Source organism: Paenibacillus puerhi (genome assembly GCF_009846885.1).
Taxonomy (GTDB): Bacteria; Bacillota; Bacilli; order Paenibacillales; family NBRC-103111; genus Paenibacillus_G; species Paenibacillus_G puerhi.
Window position 1 is genome coordinate 37,140 of record NZ_WUWM01000010.1, and the last position, 18,897, is coordinate 56,036.

The 18,897-nt window shown below is 58.7% G+C and carries 14 protein-coding genes; 13 read left to right on the forward strand and 1 reads right to left on the reverse strand.

Annotated elements, in window-relative coordinates; all coding sequences use genetic code 11:
• The first annotated feature begins 38 nt into the window (after positions 1–38).
• The 3 genes from GSF01_RS10910 (at position 39) to GSF01_RS10920 (ending at position 7,382) form a co-directional block, all read left to right on the forward strand.
• A complete protein-coding gene (locus tag GSF01_RS10910) occupies positions 39–1,223 on the forward strand; it encodes an exonuclease SbcCD subunit D (protein WP_159883825.1) in 1,185 nt (394 codons plus the stop codon).
• Between the two features lie 104 nt (positions 1,224–1,327).
• Positions 1,328–5,011 (forward strand): AAA family ATPase, encoded by a 3,684-nt coding sequence (locus GSF01_RS10915; protein ID WP_159883827.1) that lies wholly within the window; start codon positions 1,328–1,330, stop codon positions 5,009–5,011.
• 148 nt (positions 5,012–5,159) lie between these two features.
• Positions 5,160–7,382, forward strand: a complete 2,223-nt coding sequence (locus GSF01_RS10920; RefSeq protein ID WP_159883829.1) for a stalk domain-containing protein — start codon at positions 5,160–5,162, stop codon at positions 7,380–7,382.
• 121 nt (positions 7,383–7,503) lie between these two features.
• Here the strand turns inward: GSF01_RS10920 and GSF01_RS10925 are convergent, their stop codons facing one another.
• Complete coding sequence (locus GSF01_RS10925) at positions 7,504–9,420, reverse strand: FAD-dependent oxidoreductase (RefSeq protein WP_159883831.1); 1,917 nt, start codon at positions 9,418–9,420, stop codon at positions 7,504–7,506.
• A 193-nt stretch (positions 9,421–9,613) separates the two neighbouring features.
• Between GSF01_RS10925 and GSF01_RS10930 the strand changes: the two genes are divergently transcribed.
• From GSF01_RS10930 to GSF01_RS10975, 10 genes are all read left to right on the forward strand, one after another.
• Entirely contained in the window at positions 9,614–9,955 is a 342-nt protein-coding gene (locus GSF01_RS10930) for a histidine triad nucleotide-binding protein (RefSeq protein ID WP_159883833.1), read from the forward strand.
• Positions 9,956–10,083: 128 nt separating this feature from the next.
• On the forward strand, positions 10,084–10,257 hold the full coding sequence (rpsU, locus tag GSF01_RS10935) for a 30S ribosomal protein S21 (RefSeq protein WP_010491812.1): 174 nt from the start codon (positions 10,084–10,086) through the stop codon (positions 10,255–10,257).
• Positions 10,258–10,269: 12 nt separating this feature from the next.
• Positions 10,270–10,713 (forward strand): GatB/YqeY domain-containing protein, encoded by a 444-nt coding sequence (locus GSF01_RS10940; protein ID WP_159883835.1) that lies wholly within the window; start codon positions 10,270–10,272, stop codon positions 10,711–10,713.
• Between the two features lie 163 nt (positions 10,714–10,876).
• Positions 10,877–12,274, forward strand: a complete 1,398-nt coding sequence (locus tag GSF01_RS10945) for an NfeD family protein (protein WP_235941406.1) — start codon at positions 10,877–10,879, stop codon at positions 12,272–12,274.
• 38 nt (positions 12,275–12,312) lie between these two features.
• On the forward strand, positions 12,313–13,311 hold the full coding sequence (gene floA / locus GSF01_RS10950) for a flotillin-like protein FloA (RefSeq protein WP_159883837.1): 999 nt from the start codon (positions 12,313–12,315) through the stop codon (positions 13,309–13,311).
• A gap of 42 nt (positions 13,312–13,353) precedes the next feature.
• A complete protein-coding gene (locus GSF01_RS10955) occupies positions 13,354–13,956 on the forward strand; it encodes a hypothetical protein (RefSeq protein ID WP_159883839.1) in 603 nt (200 codons plus the stop codon).
• 213 nt (positions 13,957–14,169) lie between these two features.
• A complete protein-coding gene (yqfC, locus tag GSF01_RS10960; protein WP_159883841.1) occupies positions 14,170–14,448 on the forward strand; it encodes a sporulation protein YqfC in 279 nt (92 codons plus the stop codon).
• 21 nt (positions 14,449–14,469) lie between these two features.
• On the forward strand, positions 14,470–15,651 hold the full coding sequence (gene yqfD / locus GSF01_RS10965; protein ID WP_159883843.1) for a sporulation protein YqfD: 1,182 nt from the start codon (positions 14,470–14,472) through the stop codon (positions 15,649–15,651).
• Between the two features lie 20 nt (positions 15,652–15,671).
• Positions 15,672–16,634 carry a PhoH family protein gene (locus GSF01_RS10970; RefSeq protein ID WP_159883845.1) on the forward strand — a complete coding sequence of 321 codons (963 nt, stop codon included), beginning with the start codon at positions 15,672–15,674 and terminating at the stop codon, positions 16,632–16,634.
• Positions 16,635–16,654: 20 nt separating this feature from the next.
• Positions 16,655–18,886: an HD family phosphohydrolase gene (locus GSF01_RS10975; RefSeq protein ID WP_159883847.1), complete on the forward strand. Its 2,232-nt coding sequence runs from the start codon at positions 16,655–16,657 to the stop codon at positions 18,884–18,886.
• Positions 18,887–18,897 lie beyond the last annotated feature (11 nt).

Genomic DNA, 18,897 nt, shown 5'->3' on the forward strand with positions numbered 1-18,897 from the left:
TGACCGGCTTCACCGGGTTTATTGGGGAGGAACTGGGCATGCGTATATTGCATACGGCAGATTGGCATCTTGGGCGAACGCTCGAAGGGCGGAGCCGGTTGGCGGAACAGGAAGCGTTCATCGACGAGCTGGCGGCGATCGTCCATGAGCGGCAGATCGATCTGGTTCTGCTCGCGGGCGATGTGTATGATTCGGTGAATCCGCCGGCTGCTGCCGAACAATTGTTCTATGAGGCGCTTGCCCGACTGTCGGATCAGGGTCACAGGCCGGTTTATGTGATTGCCGGCAACCACGATCATCCTGACAGGCTGGCTGCGGCCGCGCCGCTTGCGGACAAGCTGGGCGTCAAGCTGATCGGCCTGCCCGAGGCGCGCGTTCACCGGATCGCGATCCCGCGGACCGGGGAGAGCGCCGTGCTGTTCGCTTTGCCTTATCCTTCCGAGTCCCGGCTTAAGGAGCTGCTGACCGACGAGACGGACGAAGCCCTGCTCCGCTCGGCCTATTCCGACCGGGTCCGTCATATCGCCTTGGAGCAGGCGCGCCACTTCGGGCCGGATACGGTCAATCTGCTGATGAGCCATTTGTACGTGATGGGCGGCAAGGAAACGGAATCGGAGAGGCCTATCCAGGTCGGAGGCGCCTATACGGTCGATGCTTCGGCGCTATCGGCAGGCGCAAGCTACGCGGCTTTAGGCCACCTGCACCGGCCGCAGCAGCAGATGAGCGGGGACTGCTTGATCCGGTACAGCGGCTCTCCGCTGGCGTACAGCTTCTCCGAGGCGGGGCAAGCGAAGTCGGTGACGATTATCGAGATCGCCCCGGGGGGAGCTCCGGTGCTGGAGGAGCTTTATCTATCCTGCGGGAGGCCCTTGGTCGAATGGCAGGCTCGCGGAGGGCTTGCCGAAGTGTACCGCTGGCTGGAGGAGGGCAAGGACGCCGCAGCGTGGATCGATCTGGAGCTGCATCTGCAGGAGACGATCTCGCTGGAGCAAATTCACCGGCTGCGGCAGGCGCGCGAAGGGTTCATTCATATTCGTCCGGTCTATCCCGAGCTGCAGGCTGAGGCGGACCGGATACGGGAAGTAGCCAAGGTGCCGATGGACGAGCTGTTCCGCCGCTTCTACGAGCGGCAAACCGGAGGGGCTCAGCCGGAGCCGGAGCTGATCCAGCTGTTCCTGGAGCTGCTGGCGGATGAGGAAGACGATCCGGCTTCTGCCGTGTAGATCAACGGAAACGGAATCAGCAGCCACCGGAATCGGAAAGGTCGCCTGGAGGGAAGAGGAGAGGGGACCGCGGATATTGCACTTTTCTAGAAGGAGTCGATGAAATGAGACCCATATTGCTGCAAATTACGGGCCTGCAAAGTTACCGAGAGCTGCAGGAGATCGATTTCGCCGCTTTGACGGGAGCGGGCGTTTTTGGCATCTTCGGCCCGACGGGCAGCGGGAAGTCGTCGCTTCTGGATGCGATAACGCTGGCGCTGTACGGAAAAGTGGAGCGCGCTCCAGGAGGAACGCAGTCCGTCATGAACCAGGCCGAGGACGTGCTGGCCGTATCGTTCAGCTTCGAGCTGGCCGCTCCCGGCGGAGCGATCCGCTACCGGGTGGACCGGCAGTTCAAGCGAAACGGCGATCAGTCCATGCTGGGCAGCTTGTGCCGGCTGATCCGACAGCAGGACGGAGAGACAGTCGTCCTGGCGGATAAAGCAGGCGAGGTCAATCACCAGGTGCAGGAACTGCTCGGTCTGTCTATGGCCGACTTTACTCGGGCGGTTGTCCTTCCGCAGGGCAAATTCGCCGAGTTTCTGACGCTGGCGGGCAAGGACCGCCGTGCGATGCTGCAGCGGCTGTTCCACCTGGAGCCCTATGGGGATCGGCTAAGCGCCAAAACAGCCTCCCGCTACAAGCAAGCCGATGCGGGCGTGAAGCAGCTGCAGGCGGAGCAGCAGGGACTTGGCGATGCGTCTCAGGAAGCACTGGCCTTGGCCGAAGCCAGGCTGGCGGAAGCGCAGGCTGCCGCCCGTGCTGCGCGCGAGGCGCTGACGGCATGCGAGCAGCTCGCGGCCGAGCAGCGCGCGGTGCGCGAGCTGCAGCGCGAGCGCGGCATCCTCGCCGCGCGCGGCGCCGCGCTGGCCGCCGATGCGCCGCGCATCGCCGCGCTGGCGGCGAGGCTCGCGCGCGCGGCCGAGGCCGAGCGGCTGCGCCCGCTGGTGCGCCGCCGCGCAGCCGCCCGCGCGCAGCTGGCCGGCGCGCAGGCCGCCTCTGCGGCCGCGGGCGAGGCGCTGGCCGCCGCCCAACGCTCGCTTGCGGCTGCGGAGGCCGCGCACCAGGCCGCTCGCGACGCGCTGGCGGCCCAGGAGGCGCCGCTGGCCGCGCGCCTCGAGCAGCTGCGCTACGCCGCGGAGCTGGCGGCCGAGCTTGCCGCCGCCCGCGAGCGGCTGGCCGTGCTCGCCGCGGAGGCGAGCCGCGCGGACGCCGGGCTGGCCGCGCAGCGCGCCGAAGAGGCGCGCGAGCGGGGGCTGCGCGAGAAGGCGCAGCAGCGGCAGGCGCAGCTCAAGACGGAGCTGGCGCGCGTCGAGACGCCGGCTGCGGTCCGGACGCGGCTGCAGGATGCGCTGCAGGCCGCCCGCGAGCTGGAGCGGACGGAGGCGCTGGCTGCCGAGCGGCAGGCCGCAGCGAGCGGCCAGCGGCAGGAAGCCGCGCGCGAGCGGCTGCGGCTGCAGGAGCAGGCGGAGCGGGAGCAAGCCTGGAGCGGCCGGGCCGCGGCATGGCTGGCGCATGCCGGGAGTCTGCGTCAGGCAGCGGGCATCGTGGAAGCGAGGCTGCTCGAACTGGAGCAGGCGGCGGCCCGCGAGGAGGAGCTCAGGCGTCGCCGCGATCTGGCGGCCGAGCGCGAAGCCATGGCCGAAGCGCTTGCCGCGCAGCTGCAGGACGGGGAAGAGTGCCCGGTCTGCGGCTCGAAGGAGCACCCGGCGCTGGAGAGGCATCGAGTGCGCGCTGTACCCAAGCAGCCTGATGACGGAGAGGCGGAGTCTGTTGGACCGGCAGGAGCTGCGGGTATGGCCGCGTGGGAAGCCGGAGCCGCGGGACAAAGGAAAGGCATGCGGGAAGCCGGAGGGCTCCCGGATGACGCCGCCGAGCTTGAGCATAGCCGCAAGCGGACCAGAGAGGAGCAGTTCGCCGTGCGCCAGCTGCTTCAGCGGCTGGATTCGCTGGAGAGGCAGTGCGCTCAGCTGCATGGTTCTGCCGCCGGAGCGGACGCGCAGGCAGAGCTGCTGGAAGCCCGCCTGCAGGCAGCGGCCGGCCGGTCGGATCAGTCCCTCGGCTCGGCTGCTGAGCCCCCCAGGGGCTCTGAGATGCCATTTGGTGTGCATACCGGCGAGCGGCAGCCCGAGCATCTGGCGGCTTACCCCAAGGCGGACATTTTCCTGCCGGACTTCGTGGATCTGCTTGAGCATCTGAGTCCCGAATTCCCTGCTTCTTTATCTTCTGCTCACTCGGATTGCGCCGGGGCGCTTCGCCGGTTCGAGCAGAGGGCTGACGAGCTTGAGAAGCAATGGCAGGAGCTGCTGCAGCATTCCCGCCAGGGAGAGCGCAAGCGGCAGGAGCTGGAAACCCGGCTGCAAACCCTGGAGGCCGCGATCGCGGCGGAAGAGGCCAAAGCCGGGGAATGGCTGCAGGCCCTTGCCTCGCAGCGCGAAGCGTGGCAGCGTGCGTACGCGGAGTGGGAGCCTGCCCGGGTCCCGGAGCTTGCGGAGCAGGGAAGGCTTCAGGAGGCGGCTGCGGAGGATATTCGTCAACGTCTGGAGACAAGCGTCGCTTTTCTCCAGGAGAAGGAATCGAGACTTCAGCAGCTTCAGCTGGAGCAGAGCGGGCTGGAGAAGCAGGCGGTCAGGCTCGCGGCCGAGAAGGAAGCGCTGGAGGGGCAGTTCCGGCAGCAGACGGAGCGTCTGCACGGCTTGGTCGGAGATGGCGAGCTCGGCTCTCTTGCAGCCGAGGCGACCGCCAGTCTGCAGCGTCTGCGGGGGGAGGCGGAAGCCTCGGCCGGGCGCCGCGAGCAGGCGCTGGCCGCCCACCAATCGGCTTCCGCCCATGAAGCTGCCGCCAGGCAAGCCGAGCAATCGGCGGAAGCGCTGGACGCCCAGACGCAGAGCGAATGGCTGGAGCAATCGGGGGCGGCAGGCTTCACGGCCGCAGCTGAGGTCGAGGAAGCGCTCGTATCCGACGAGCAGAGATCGGCATGGACCCTGGAAGTGGAGGGGCATGGCAAGCAGGAGCATCAGGTGAATGTCCGTCTTCAGGAGCTGGATGTCCTGCTCGCCGGACGCTCCGTCACCGACGAAGCCTGGGAGCTTACCGAAAGCCGGCTGGCTGCGAGCAAGTCGAAGGACGAGGAGGCGCTGCAGGCCGCAGCAAGAGCGGAGCGGGATTGCGAGGCGCTTCGCGAGAAACACGGGCGCTGGCAGGAGCTGGAGCGGGAACGCGAGAGCTTGCAGCAGGAGCTGACGCTGCTGGGCAAGCTGCAGGGGGTGCTGCGGGGCAACGCCTTTGTGGAATTTTTGGCCGAGGAGCAGCTGATGCATGTAAGCCGGGTTGCTTCAGAGCGTCTGGGACAGCTGACACGCCGGAAATATGCGATCGAGGTCGACTCGGGCAGCGGCTTCGTCATCCGGGACGATGCCAATGGCGGCACGCGGCGTCCGGTTACGACGCTGTCGGGGGGAGAGACTTTTCTGACATCGCTCTCGCTGGCCTTGGCTCTGTCGACGCAAATTCAACTCAAGGGCGAGTACCCTCTTGAATTTTTCTTCCTGGACGAAGGGTTTGGTACGCTTGACCCGGATCTACTCGATGCGGTGGTGACAGCTCTCGAGAAATTGCATGTAGACAACCTGACCGTGGGCGTCATCAGTCACGTACCGGAGCTGCGCGCCAGACTTCCACGCCGGCTCGTCGTGCAGCCTGCTGAACCGGGCGGCCGGGGCAGCCGGGTCGTACTGGAGACGATGTGACCGGCCGGGACCGTGACGAAAGGCCGGGGCAGCCGTTGCTGTGGAACGCGAGGCCGTTGTTTCCGTACATAAGATTATCGCGAAACGCATATGAAGCGGAATAGGGAAATGGACACGACGGCGATGCCGTAAAGGGGAGACAAGATTGATGAATCGTACACGACGGAAATCCGCATGTATCCAGGAACTTCCTTATGCCGCGAATGACGGTGGTGCCGCTTTCCGGAATAACCCTCGCGGGCCCCGGCGATCTCGTAGGGGCGCTGCAGTCCGGTCTTTGCTTGTACTTGCGCTGGGTGCCGGCTTGTTGTTCACCGGGACCGGGACTGTACATGCCGATGAGATATGGAACCGATGGCAGGCGGCCGACAAGGCGGCAGCCGCAGGCAATCCAGCGGGAGCCGTTCCCCATTGGGAGTTTTTAGTGGAGCACTATGCCGGGATTGGCGACTGGCAGAATGCCGCCTTGTTTTGCGGCAGGCTTAACGCTTATTTTGACTCCATCGGGGAATACGAGCGCGCCATCGTTTATTATGAACGCGAGAACGACTACTGGTTGAAGGACGGGAAAGACTGGGGAGCCGTCGATCTGCAAAGAGCCGAACAGATCCGTACGATCGTCGAGGCTTACATCTCTACCTCCGATACCGAGGCGCTGCGCAAGCGGGGGCTTCCTGCGGACGGCAAGCTGGCCAAATTCGAGCCGGAGTACGGGATGTATATCGGCCTGTACCCGGAGCGCGATCCCAAGATGCTCAATTACTACGACCGTTCGGAATCCATTTATGGCAAGAAGCATGCTTTGTACCTCGTTTATACGCAGGTTGGCAAGCCGTTCCCGAAGCAGTATGCGGATCGCGCCAGGAAGGCTGGGGGGAGCTTGCAGATTGCCTGGGAGCCGATGGATGGTCTCGATGCCGTCAAGGAGGCTGTCGTGCGTGAATGGGCGAAGCAGGCCAAGGCCGCCGACATTCCGATCTTCCTTCGTTACGCAAGCGAAATGAACGGCAACTGGATCCCGTGGCATGGCGATCCCGCCAAGTACATCCGTAATTTTCGTATGGTGCACGATATCATGGAGCAGGAGGCCCCCAACGTAGCCATGGTCTGGAGCCCCGGGGATGTGCCGATGTACTCGATGGATGCCTATTATCCGGGAGATGACTACGTCGATTGGGTCGGGGTAAGTCTGTACAGCGAGCCGTATGAGAACGGCGATCCGCAACAAGGGAATATGCAGGGGACCAGTCCCGTTGAAAGGCTCGATTATTTATACCGCACTTACTCGGAGCGCAAACCGCTGATGATCAGCGAAACGGCCGTGTCGCATTACGCCAACATTCCCAAGGAATCCTTCACCGAATACGGAACGATGAACCTGCAGCGCTTGTACGGCATTATGCCTTATAAGTATCCGAGGCTGAAGTCGGTTACGTACTTCAACGTGAATCTGGAAATGTCGGAGAGCAAGAACAATTACCTGCTGGGCGATAACGACGCCATGATGAGTTTGTATAAGCAGCTGATCGCTCCGCCGTATTATTTAACCAAAGTGGAGCAGGGGGCCCGGCCATCCGATCAGACCGGACTTGTCCCGCTGGGGGCGGGTTCCGTTTTCTACAAGCAGGCGAGCATCACGCCATTTATCAAGATTCCCGATATTTATGTGGGCAAGGTTCAGTACAATCTGAATGGCAAGCTGATCGGGGAGCAAACGGAGCCTCCCTACGGGCTGGAGCTGAAGGCGGGACAGGTACCCGACGGCTCGGTGCTCGGTATAACCGTATACAACAAGGCGGGCAAGCAGAGCGCGAACCGGTCATTTCCGCTGGCGTCAGGCATATCGGTTGCGCTGGATGGGAAGGACTTGTCCTTTGAACAGCCCCCGGTCATCCGGGAGGGCAATACGCTCGCGCCGATCCGCGCTATTTTCGAAGCGATGGGCGCGACTGTTGAGTGGAATGCCACGACCCGTACAGCTACGGCCCGAAAGGGAGCCAAGGAGGTAGCTATCGCCATCGGCAGCCGGGAGGCTTCTGTGAACGGGAAGCTTATCGAGCTGGAGGTGCCCGCGCAGCTGATAGGGGGATCGACGCTGGTGCCCGCCCGCTTCGCGAGCGAAGCATTCGGCGGTACCGTCACTTGGGACGGGGCGACGCGAACCGTACACATCCGCAGCGGCGCTAAGTTATCGGCAGCCTCAGCATCCGCATCCGCAGCGTCAGCTTTGTCAGCTTCACTTGCTTCTTCTGCGCCGGATGCCAGCGTCGCGGCTGCTGCAGATGAAAGCTCGGAGCCCGAGGCTGGCTGGGTTGCCTGGGTCAAACGGCAATTCGGACGCCTTGAGGGATTATGGACCCGTTTGGTTTAACGCACGCCAAAAAGCTCTCTTCGGACGCCGCCGTCCGCAGAGGGCTTTTGGCGCAGAAAAAAAGAGCCCTCAGGCTCTGGGCCTGAAAGCTCCTTATTGGTCTTAGCAAGGAAGAGATGACCTAGGCATGAACAGCCAGCTCATCCAAAACATATTTCGCGGCCTGTCTGGCGGTAGAAAAGGCACGTTCGGCCAGTTCCCCCTTGCCCTGACAGCCGTCTCCACAGAAGTAGAAGGGCACGCTTTCGACCCGCGTAGGAAGCAGTCGATTGCCAGCGATGTTTTTCACGCTCGCGACCATCGCTTTCTTGGATACGCGCTTGACCTCCGTAACCTCACGCCAGCCCGGATAATACTCATCGAAGAGAGCTTCCATCTGCTTCGTCTTTTTTTCCAAGTAAGCTTTGCGCTCGGCCTCGTCCACGAATGTATCGCTCAAGTAGGCAATTCCTTGGAGCAGCTGACCGCCTTCGGGAACGAGCGTATGGTCGGTAGCCGATACGTCGCTGATAAACAGCTTGTTGTCCATGTCGCTGATATAGCTGAACGGCCGGGCGACAACATGCTTCAGACCGATGTCATAGACCATAACCTCCGTGGAGCTGTTATGCTCGTAAGGGGCAAGGAACGGCTCCCATGGGGTATCCTTGAGCAGCTTGCATACCTGCTGAACCGGCATAGCGAAAATAACGCGGTCGAATGCTTCCTCCCGGTTCTTGGTGCGTAGCACGTACTGGGAGTCCGCATAGCGAAGATTTTCGACCCCTTCTTGCAGGGCGATGCTCCAGTTGCCGGATTGCTCGATTTTCTCCCGCAGCTGATTCGTAATGACAGCCCAGCTTCCAAGCACGTAATTGACCGGGCGGCTAGACAAAAACAAGTTATGGTAATAGTCGCTGATCACATGACCGGGCACCTTGCGGGCTTCCTCCGGCGCGATAAAGAAGTTGGAGCAAACGAGGTGCTCCCACAGCTCCTTCACATCCTCGTCAGCATCCGATTCGGCCAAGTAGTCGCCAAGGGTCGGGTAATTGCGCAGCTGATGGATGTTTGCGATGATCGCCGTAATCTCACCCACGAAGCGAACCTTCTGCAAGGGGTTTAGCAGCTCGGTGCGCATCAGATTGACGAAATCGAGCGGAGCGGGCGTAAGCTGCCCGTTTTTGGCATACATCACCTTGCGTTTGTCCACCTGCTTGGAGCTGAAGGACAGCCCGAGCTCGCGTTCCATGACGGTCAGCTTGTGACGGTCGATGCCGTAGACAGCGTGAGCGCCATAGTTAAGCGTAAATCCGGCCTTTTCGTATGTAAAGGCGCGGCCGCCAAGCTGCGGACTTCGCTCGAACAACACGCCTTGAATCCCGTGCTGCTCGGATAAATAGGCGGCTGCAGTCAACCCTGCAAGTCCGCCTCCGATGATTGCTACTTTCATAGGATAATCCCCTTTCATTGTGGTACATCTCTCTGCAGGCTCGGGGCTGGCTTCGTGACGGATTCCGGACCAGGTCCAGTTCAACTGCTGGCGAATAAGCTCGGTAAGGTCGCTGTCTTCCTCCTGCGAGCACCAGAGCATCAGCGATCCGAAGTAGGACGTCACGAGTGCGTGGGCTTTGCCCGGGTCGGGCAGCCAGCGCAGGACGGCGGCATACAGAGTGGATCTGAGGCCGTTCATCGCCGCTTGCAGACTCTCGTTCTGAAGCGATAGCGCGATCCAGCTGCGGATGAAGCGGGCAGAGGGAGCGGCATGGGCGGCCAGTTCCAAAAACAGCCGGTTGATATGCTGCTCGAGTGGAGGAACCTGAGTAGGCTTTCGTTCCGACCAGACACGGATTATCTCCATTTGCTGCCTGGGCAAGTCCAGCAGAATCTCATCTTTTCCTTTAAAGTAATGATAAAACGTCCCTTTGGACGTGCCGGTCGCAGCTATGATGTCATCGACGGAGACCTGTTCGTAGCCTCGCTGTATAAACAGACGAATGGCTGCTTCCATCAGCTGCTCACGTTTTTTTCGGGTTGCCGCGCGCATGAATGGCCTCACGGGGCGCCTCCTTTTTCAGGCTCAGAAAGATTGTATACGACCATTATAGGCGATGCCGCCAAGAAATGATACGCCAAATTAGACTTTAAGTCTAATTTGTTCGGCAAGCAGGGAATGCCATTATTTTTCTTTTGGCGCAAATTCATGTATCATAGAAAAAGACGATGTCAAAAGTTGCAGGAGGGAAACGAGCGTGGATTGTATTTTTTGCAAAATCGTCGAGGGGACGATTCCTTCTACCAAGGTTTATGAGGATGACCGAGTTTTGGGCTTTTTGGATATCAGGCCATCGGCGCCCGTACATGTGCTCATCATTCCCAAGAAGCATATCCCGTCTGTCACCGAAGCGGAAGGGGAGGATTTCTCTCTGATCGGCGACATGCACCGTGTGGCGCAGCAGATTGCCAAGGAAAAGGGCGTCGCGGAGTCCGGTTATCGACTCCTTTCCAACTCCGGACCGGATAGCGGCCAGGAGGTTTTCCACCTTCATCTTCACCTTCTGGGGGGAGAGAAGCTAGGGTCGGTGAACGGCTGATTGGGGGCCTGCTTCCCAGCAAGAGTTTTCTATTCTAGGTTGACACTCGGTTGGTCATTGCCCTATAATGAGGTGTGATGAATGTCTTTTATCGTCTTGGACGGTCTGTTCGGAGGGAGGGAAAACTGGTGTCAGAAACTCGAGTTCGCAAGAACGAAACGATAGATGCTGCACTTCGCCGCTTTAAGCGTTCCATCGCTAAAGATGGCGTGTTGGCGGAGGTTAAGAAACGGAAGCATTATGAGAAACCTAGCGTCAAGCGTAAGAAGAAGTCTGAGGCTGCTCGTAAGAGAAAGTTCTAGGGGGCTTAATCGATGAGCTTAAGCAACAGATTGAATGATGACATGAAGCTCGCGATGAAGAGTCAAGACAAGTTTAAACTCTCCGTTATCCGTATGGTTCGTGCCGCTATCAAGAACATTGAGATAGATCAGCGAAAACCCTTGGAAGAACAAGAAGTTCTTGATGTTTTGAATCGTGAGGTTAAGCAACGCAAAGATTCCCTCCAAGAATTTGAGAAGGCCGGTCGTGAAGATTTGGCTGAGAACCTTAGGGCTGAGATCGTCATATTGATGGAATACTTGCCGCAACAGCTTTCCGATGAAGAAGTAAAAGCCATTGTACAGCAGACCATCCAAGAAGTGGGGGCTTCTTCAAAAGCGGATATGGGAAAAGTCATGGGCGCATTGATGCCAAAGGTTAAAGGACGAGCTGATGGTAAAATTGTGAATCAGTTTGTTCAGCAATTTCTTACTTAACTATCATGGGAAACACTCCATAACGGGGTGTTTTTCTTTGTTTTACTGCGGAATGAATCATATTGACGTTTGCTGCGTATTACATTGACGTACTGGCTATTCTATGTAGGAAAGAGGAAAGGCAGTTGTCGAAGTCGAAGTCAGTCAAGAAGGAGGGTACACCATGGGCATCATGCATCCACTTTGGCGGAAGCGCTTCAATAAACAGGGGCGGCTCGTCCGGTTTCTGCTGCCTGCGCTCTTGATCCTGGGCATGCTGATTCCGGCGGCCGGAGTAATGGCGGCTCCAGCGTCCACGCCGCCCCTTGCGGCACCGATCGTCGTAATACCGGTGGAGCACACGATTGAGAACGGTCTCGAACGCTTCCTGCAGCGAGCCTTTCATGAGGCGGAGGAGCTCGGAGCGAAGGAGATCATCCTGGAGATTGATACGCTGGGGGGAAGCGTGGAGGCGGCGGGCAACATCGGACAACTGGTGAAGGAAAGCAAGATTCCGACCATTGCCTATGTGCGGGGTAAAGCAATCTCAGCCGGCACCTACATCGCTCTGAACGCGAATCGCATCGCAATGGGGCCGGGCAGCTCCATGGGGGCGGCAGCCGTCGTAGATGCGACAGGGAAAGAGGTAGATCAGGTTAAGATTATTTCCTATTGGTCCAGCCGCATGTCCGCGGCGGCCGAGCTGCGCGGCCGCGACCCGCTGGTCGCCCAGGCGATGGTCGATAAGCGGATGGGTATCTCGCTGCCGCAGATCGGCCGTGAAGTGGCTAAGGGGGATATTCTGACCCTGACAGCCGGAGAAGCCGTTAAGGTCGGGTATGCGGAGACGCTGGTCGCCGACCGGCAGGCCGTCGTAGCCTTCATCGGCGGAGAGGAGCATCCGCTGGTTGAGATCAATCTAAGTATTGCCGAACAGCTTTCCCGCTGGATCACTCAGCCCTGGGTTTCGGTGATGCTGCTTCTGATCGGCATCGCGGGCGTCGCCATCGAGCTGTTCGTACCGGGGTTCGGGATTGCAGGAATTCTCGGTATTCTGGGCTTCGCTTCCTACTTTTTCGGCCACTACATCGCGGGTTTTGCGGGAGTGGAGGAGATCGTACTCTTCGTCGCCGGGTTTTTCCTGCTGGTGATGGAGATGTTCGTCGCCAGCTTCGGCATCCTGGGCGTGCTTGGGGCATTATGCTTATTCGGCGGCGTCGTGCTGTCGGCGCATAATATGAAGCTGGGCATGGCGAACCTGGGGATCGCGTTCGTACTGGCGCTGATCGTGGTCTTCATCTTCATCCGGGTATTTCGAAAGCGCGGCGTCTGGAACAGATTCATTCTCCAGGATCAGCTCTCCACGCAGGAGGGATATGTATCAGCCGTGAGCCGAGTGGAGCTGGTAGGCATGAAAGGGCAGTCGCTAACGCCGCTTCGCCCATCAGGAACCGCGCTATTCGGCGAAGAACGGCTTGATGTCGTGACGGACGGCGAATTTATTTCTGCCGGGTCGCCGGTCGTGATCACTTTCGTAGAAGGTTCGCGAATTGTAGTCAAGCCTTGGAAAGACCCTTCCTAAGCAAGGGATAACACAACAATAGAGGAGGATATTCGCTTATGGTAGATACCGGTTTAATATCCATGTTAATTTTGGTGGTCGTTATTATTATCGCGCTATCCGTATTTTTCACTTTCGTACCGGTGATGCTGTGGGTTGCGGCACTAGCATCCGGAGTTCGCATCGGTATTATCACGCTGGTTGCGATGCGTCTGCGCCGGGTTATCCCGAGCCGGATCGTGAACCCGCTGATCAAGGCAAGGAAGGCTGGCCTCGACGTGTCCGTCAACCAGCTGGAAAGCCACTTTCTGGCTGGCGGTAACGTCGACCGTGTCGTCAATGCGCTGATCGCTGCCCATCGGGCCAATATTCATCTGGAGTTTGAACGCGCGGCCGCGATCGACCTGGCTGGCCGGGACGTGCTTCAGGCCGTTCAGATGAGCGTTAACCCTCGCGTTATCGAGACGCCGATCGTGTCTGCCGTTGCCAAGGACGGGATTGAAGTAAAAGTCATTGCCAGAGTTACCGTTCGCGCCAACATCGACCGGCTGGTCGGCGGCGCCGGCGAAGAAACGATTATCGCCCGGGTCGGCGAAGGGATCGTTACGACGGTGGGTTCCAGCAATTCCCATAAAGATGTTTTGGAAAATCCGGATATGATCTCCCGTACCGTGCTGGGCAAAGGCCTGGATGCCGGTACAGCTTTCGAAATTTTGTCGATCGATATCGCCGATGTGGACGTAGGTAAAAATATCGGGGCTCATCTGCAGACGGAACAGGCGGAAGCCGACAAGCGGATTGCGCAGGCCAAGGCGGAAGAGCGCCGGGCTATGGCTGTCGCCCAAGAGCAGGAGATGAAGGCGCGCGTCGTCGAGATGAAAGCGAAGGTTGTCGAATCCGAGTCTCAGGTGCCGCTGGCTATGGCTGAGGCGCTGCGCGAAGGAAAGCTGGGCGTGATGGATTACATGAACCTGCAAAACATCGAAGCGGATACTCAGATGCGCTCCAGCTTGGGCAGAACGAATGAATCCGGTCCAAAGCCTGGTGACGACGCGTAATATCCCGTGCCGGGAAGTCAGGAAGAAAGGCGGTGAACGCGGATGAAGCTGCTTGATCTATTGCTGCAGAATTGGGTGTTTGTAGCCATAGCCTTTTTCGTATTGAGCTCGATGTTCAAAAAAAACGGGAGCCGCGGCCAGGACGCCGAGCGCGGACCCGAAACAGGTCCGAAGGGACGCCCGCAGGGGATGCCGACTTTCGGAGGAGGTCCCGACAAGCCGCGGCGGAATCCCATGCCGCCCTTTGGAGGAGACAGGTCCGGCTGGCCGACGTCCCAGGAGTCCCCTCCCGTTCGCAAGAAGCCGGTGGCAGCCGCTCCTCTCAAGCCGGTGCGCCAAGCCGCTGATGAGTACGACCGCGCCGAGCTTCATCGCGAGCGTAGCGATCGAGACGGACGCAGCTACGACTATTCAGAAAGTGGCGACTCCAGAACGTCTGTTTCTCAAGCGTCGGGACAAGAGACGGCGAGGGCAGCGTACTCACCGTCTGAGGCATCGCTTGGCCGCCTCCAGGCCTCCGGGAGCACCTCCGCCGCTTCTGGAGAGCCGTTAGGGGCCTTGCGTCCCGAGGATGTGGCACGGGGCGTGCTGTGGGCTGAGATCTTGGGCCCTCCCCGGGCCAAGAACCCTTACCGCCGCCGCTAACGGCGAACCTGTTGCTGTATAACGCAAGACCGGCAAGCGCCGTCTTCACGAGCATTCGTGAGGACGGCGCTTTTTGCGCGTTTGGCATAAATTGCGAGTTGGGGCATATGGTGTAAATAGCCCGAGATTTGCCGCCGTATACGCACATCCATAGCCGTGTACAGAAGGGTACGCGTGGACATGTAGCTCGCAAGCTGCCGGAGGAGGTTAGGTATGCGCAGTCTTACTCGCAAAATCAATCAGTTTACGGCAAAACTGCTCGACTTGCCTCAAGACGTCGCCTTGGACTTGCCTCGGATCACGATGATCGGGAACCTGCAGTTATACATTGAGAACCATCGAGGCGTCCTTCATTTTTCAAGCGAATCCTTGAAGCTGGCGCTTCCCAAAGGAAAGCTTGAGGTTGTCGGCTCGAATCTGGTCATTCGGGCGATTATGCCCGACGAGGTCATGATCGAAGGAATTATCCGTGATATCCAATATATGCAGTAGTCCGGAAAGGGGTAGAGGAGCTTGAAGCAACCGTTCATTCAGCGCCTGCGGGGCATCGTGCGAGTCGAAGTGACGGGGGCGAAGCCGGAGCGCCTGGTCAATATGCTGTCGGAGAAACGAATGTCCGTCTGGGACATTCGTTATGTGGACGAGAATCGGGTTATATTCCACGTGACCGTGCGTGATTTTTTTCGGCTTCGTCCGCTCCTGAGAGGGACAGGCTCCCGCCTGCGGATCCGCGGCAAGGAAGGGCTGCCGTTCTGGCTGGACAAGCTGGAGCAGCGCAAGTTTTTCGCTATTGGCTTGCTTGGGTTCGTCATCGGGATCTACTTGCTATCCTCGCTGGTATGGCAGGTCAAGGTGGAAGGAAACGAAAAGCTGGAGGCTGAGCGTATTCTGCAGGCTGCACGGGAGGAGGGCATCTTCCGGATGCAGTGGAAATTCAAGCTCCGCCAGCCCTCCGAGCTGTCGCGGGGATTGCAAAGCAGGCTGCCGGAAGCGGCCTGGATCGGGGTGGAGGTACGGGGCACGCACGTCCTCGTCAAGGTGGTGGAGGCCCGGATACCGGTAAAGCCGCCGCTGATGAATCCTCGTCATCTCGTCGCTTCGAAGAGCGCGCTGGTTACCGATATATTTGCCGAGAAGGGGCGTCCGCTCGTGAAACCCAATACATACGTGCGCAAGGGAGACATTCTCATATCCGGAATTCTCGGAGACGAGATTCATACCCAGACTGTCGTTGCAAGCGGCGAGGTTAAGGGCATTGTTTGGTACAAGCCGACGGTCGAAGTGCCTTTGACCCGGCAGTACAAAGTATACACGGGCGAAAGCAAAACACGCTCGTACTTGGTGCTGGGGAGCCGGGGCATCCAGTTGACGGGATACGGCAATGTTCCGTACGAGCAGACGGAGACGATACAGGATCGCAAAACGCTGGTCTGGCGCAGCTTTACGCTGCCGATAGGCTGGCTGAAGGAGAAGGTCATGGAGGTTCAGCTGCTGGAGCAGCCCGTCGATGAAAAAGAAGCGGCGGCGGTCGGACTGGAGCAGGCGAAAGCGAGTATTTTATCCGATGCGGGCAAGCATTCAAGAGTCGTATCGGAAAAAATTTTGCATGAGAAGGCGGAGAATGGTAAAGTTTATATGGAAGTGCTTTTGGAAGTAGAAGAGCCGATCGCGGAAGAACAGCCGATTGTGCCATAACCCTTCATAAGGAGAATTTAATGGAACAAGCGACAACGGTTAAAATATCTTTGAAGACCCCTGCCGAAGGCCAAGCGCTGTTCGGCCCGCAGGACAAGTTCCTGCATCTGATCGAAGAGGCCGTGCCAGCCTCTATCTTTACTCGCGAGGAATCGATCGTCATCCAGGGAGCAGCAGCAGAAACCACGCGACTGGAGCACCTGTTCACGGTACTGCTCGAGTTGATCCGCAACCAGTATGTGCTGACGGAACGCGATGTGAACTATGCGCTGGACTTGTCCCGCGAGATGAAGGCCGATCAATTGCTCGACCTGTTCAAGGGAGAGATCGCAGTCACGCATAAGGGCAAGCCCATCCGGGTCAAGACGATCGGGCAGAAGCAATACGTGAATGAAATCAAGAGAAAAGATATTGTATTCGGCATAGGTCCTGCGGGGACCGGCAAGACGTACATCGCCGTCGTGCTGGCCGTAGCCGCGCTCAAGGAGGGCAGGATCAAGCGGATCGTGCTGACCCGTCCTGCCGTGGAGGCAGGGGAGAACCTCGGCTTCCTGCCAGGAGATCTGCAGGAAAAAGTTGACCCCTATTTGCGCCCGTTGTATGATGCTCTTAACGACGTGCTGGGCCCGGATCAGGTCGTCAAGTCGCTGGAGCGCGGCTTGATCGAGATTGCTCCGCTTGCCTATATGCGCGGAAGAACACTCGACGACTCGTTCATCATCCTCGATGAGGCGCAGAACACGACACCCGAACAGATGAAGATGTTTTTGACGCGTCTCGGCTTCGGCTCGAAGATGGTCATTACCGGCGACGTGACGCAGATCGACCTGCCCCGGGGCAAATCCTCCGGGCTTGTGGAAGCGCGGCGCATTCTAAGTAAAATCGAGGAGCTCGGCTTTATTACGTTTGCGGAGCAGGATGTCGTCAGGCACTCGCTCGTGCAGAAAATCATTGTGGCCTACAATGAAGACAAAGAAGGCTGAGAAAGGGCTGACCTTTCATCATGAACAACCGCGTTTCCATTCAAGGCAAATTTCAGTACCGGCTTGCCGGCTGGAGATACAGCGCCGTCGTGCGCTTTCTTCTATTTTTGGCGCTGGCGATTTTTATGTATGCGACGCTGCTCCATCGGATCGTTCCACAAACGTACGATATTCAGCTGAACTCTCTGGCTGAGAAGGATATCCCTGCACCGCGGGCGATCCTGAACGAGGTGGAGACCGAGAAGGCGAAGGAAGAGGCCGCAGCGCGCGTCCAGCCGGTCTATAAAATCGTATCGCTCAAAAACGAGACGGCTATCGACCTGATGTTCGAGAAGCTGCAGCAGATCAATGCCGATGCCGACGTTTCCACCACAGACAAAGTCAGCATTTACCGAACGGTTATACCGACGATCGTCAAGGACCATCTGAGCCGCCAATTGAAGCTGTTCGAAAACAGCGGGCAGTACAGCCCCGAGCTGCTGGCGGAAATGCGCAAAGCGTTTGATGAACAGCAATACCGGATTCCGGAGGAGTCGTTCTACAAGCTGCCTCGTCTGACGAAGGAAGATCTGGCCGCAATGGAACCGGTGTCGCGCGATATCGTCTCCCGTCTTATGACGGACCAGCTGCTCGACGCCCAGGTCGGACGCGCTAAGGTGGCTGAGCTGGTGAACGCGTCGCCCTTGTCCAAAAACAACGTGCGCGAGCTCGTACAGGAGCTCGTCAGAGCCTCGCTGACGCCCAACAAGTTCTATGATCAGAAAGGGACCGAAGAGGCGAAGGGGCACGCGAGAGACAATGTAAAGCCGGTATATATCAATAAGAATGATGTGCTTGTGCATAAAGGCGATAAAATAACGGAGGATGTGTATCAAAGGCTGGCACAGCTCGAGCTGCTGAAGGACGAGCGGAGCTACTGGCCGCATCTGGGATTGGTCATATTCGTGGCGCTGTGCTGCCTTCTGCTGTACATGTACGTCAAGCAGAGTGCGCTTCCGATCCGTCATAATAATGTCCAATTGGTCATGCTCGTATTGATATTATTCCTGACCGTTACTTTCATGAAGGTGTTCTCGATGATGCAGGGATTGGATTACCCCTTCATCGGGTACCTGGCGCCTACGGCCTTAGGTGCGATGCTGATTACGATTCTGCTCAATCCGCAGATGGCCTTCGTTGCGACCGTCCTGTTCGGGGTGACGGCGAGCATTATATTTAACCCGGAACATGTTCAGGTGTTCGACTTCCGTTACGGGCTTCTTACGCTGGCGACTTCATTCGCCGCCATCTTCTCGATCCAGCGTGCGAGCCAGCGCTCGTCGATTCTTAAGGCGGGGATTATGGTATCGCTGCTGGCGGTGACGCTGGTCGCCTCGATGATGCTGTTCGAGGAGCAGGAGACGAAGCGGGAAGCCATCTTTGCCGCCTCCTTCGCGCTCGGAAGCGGCCTGTTGACCGCGGTGTTCGTCATTGGCTTGCTGCCGTTTTTCGAAGTGGCCTTCGGTATTTTGTCGCCGCTTAAGCTCGTGGAGCTGTCCAACCCGAATCACCCGCTGCTGCGTAAGCTGTTGACGGAGACGCCAGGCACTTATCATCACAGCGTCATGGTGGGCAATCTGTCCGAAGCGGCAGCCGAAGCGATCGGAGCTGACGGACTGCTCTGCCGGGTTGGTGCTTATTACCACGATATCGGCAAGACGAAGCGTCCGAGTTATTTTATCGAGAACCAGACCAATATCGAGAACCCGCATGATAAAATTGATCCAGCGTTAAGCAAGTCGATCATCGTGGCCCATGCGCGGGACGGCTCGGAGATGCTGAGGGAGTTCAACATACCGAAGCCTATCCGGGATATCGCCGAACAGCATCACGGTACGACCTTGCTGCAATATTTCTACCACAAAGCCAGGAAGCAGGCTGAGGAACGGGGCGAGGAGCCGCCGGAGGAGCAGGAGTACCGTTATCCGGGGCCGAATTCCCAAACCAAAGAAGCCGCGATCGTAGGCATTGCGGACTGTGTCGAGGCGGCTGTCCGTTCTCTGCGGAATCCGACCGTGGAACAGATCGACTCGATGGTGCGCAAAATTATCAAGAGCCGGCTGGATGACGGCCAGTTCAATGAATGCGACCTGACGATTAAGGAGCTGGACCAGATCGCCAGGACGTTGAATGAAACGCTGCTGGGCATCTTCCACTCCCGGATCGAATACCCGGCCGAGGCTCAGCCTCCCAAGGCGGAGCCGCTGAAGTAGAACGGCGGCCG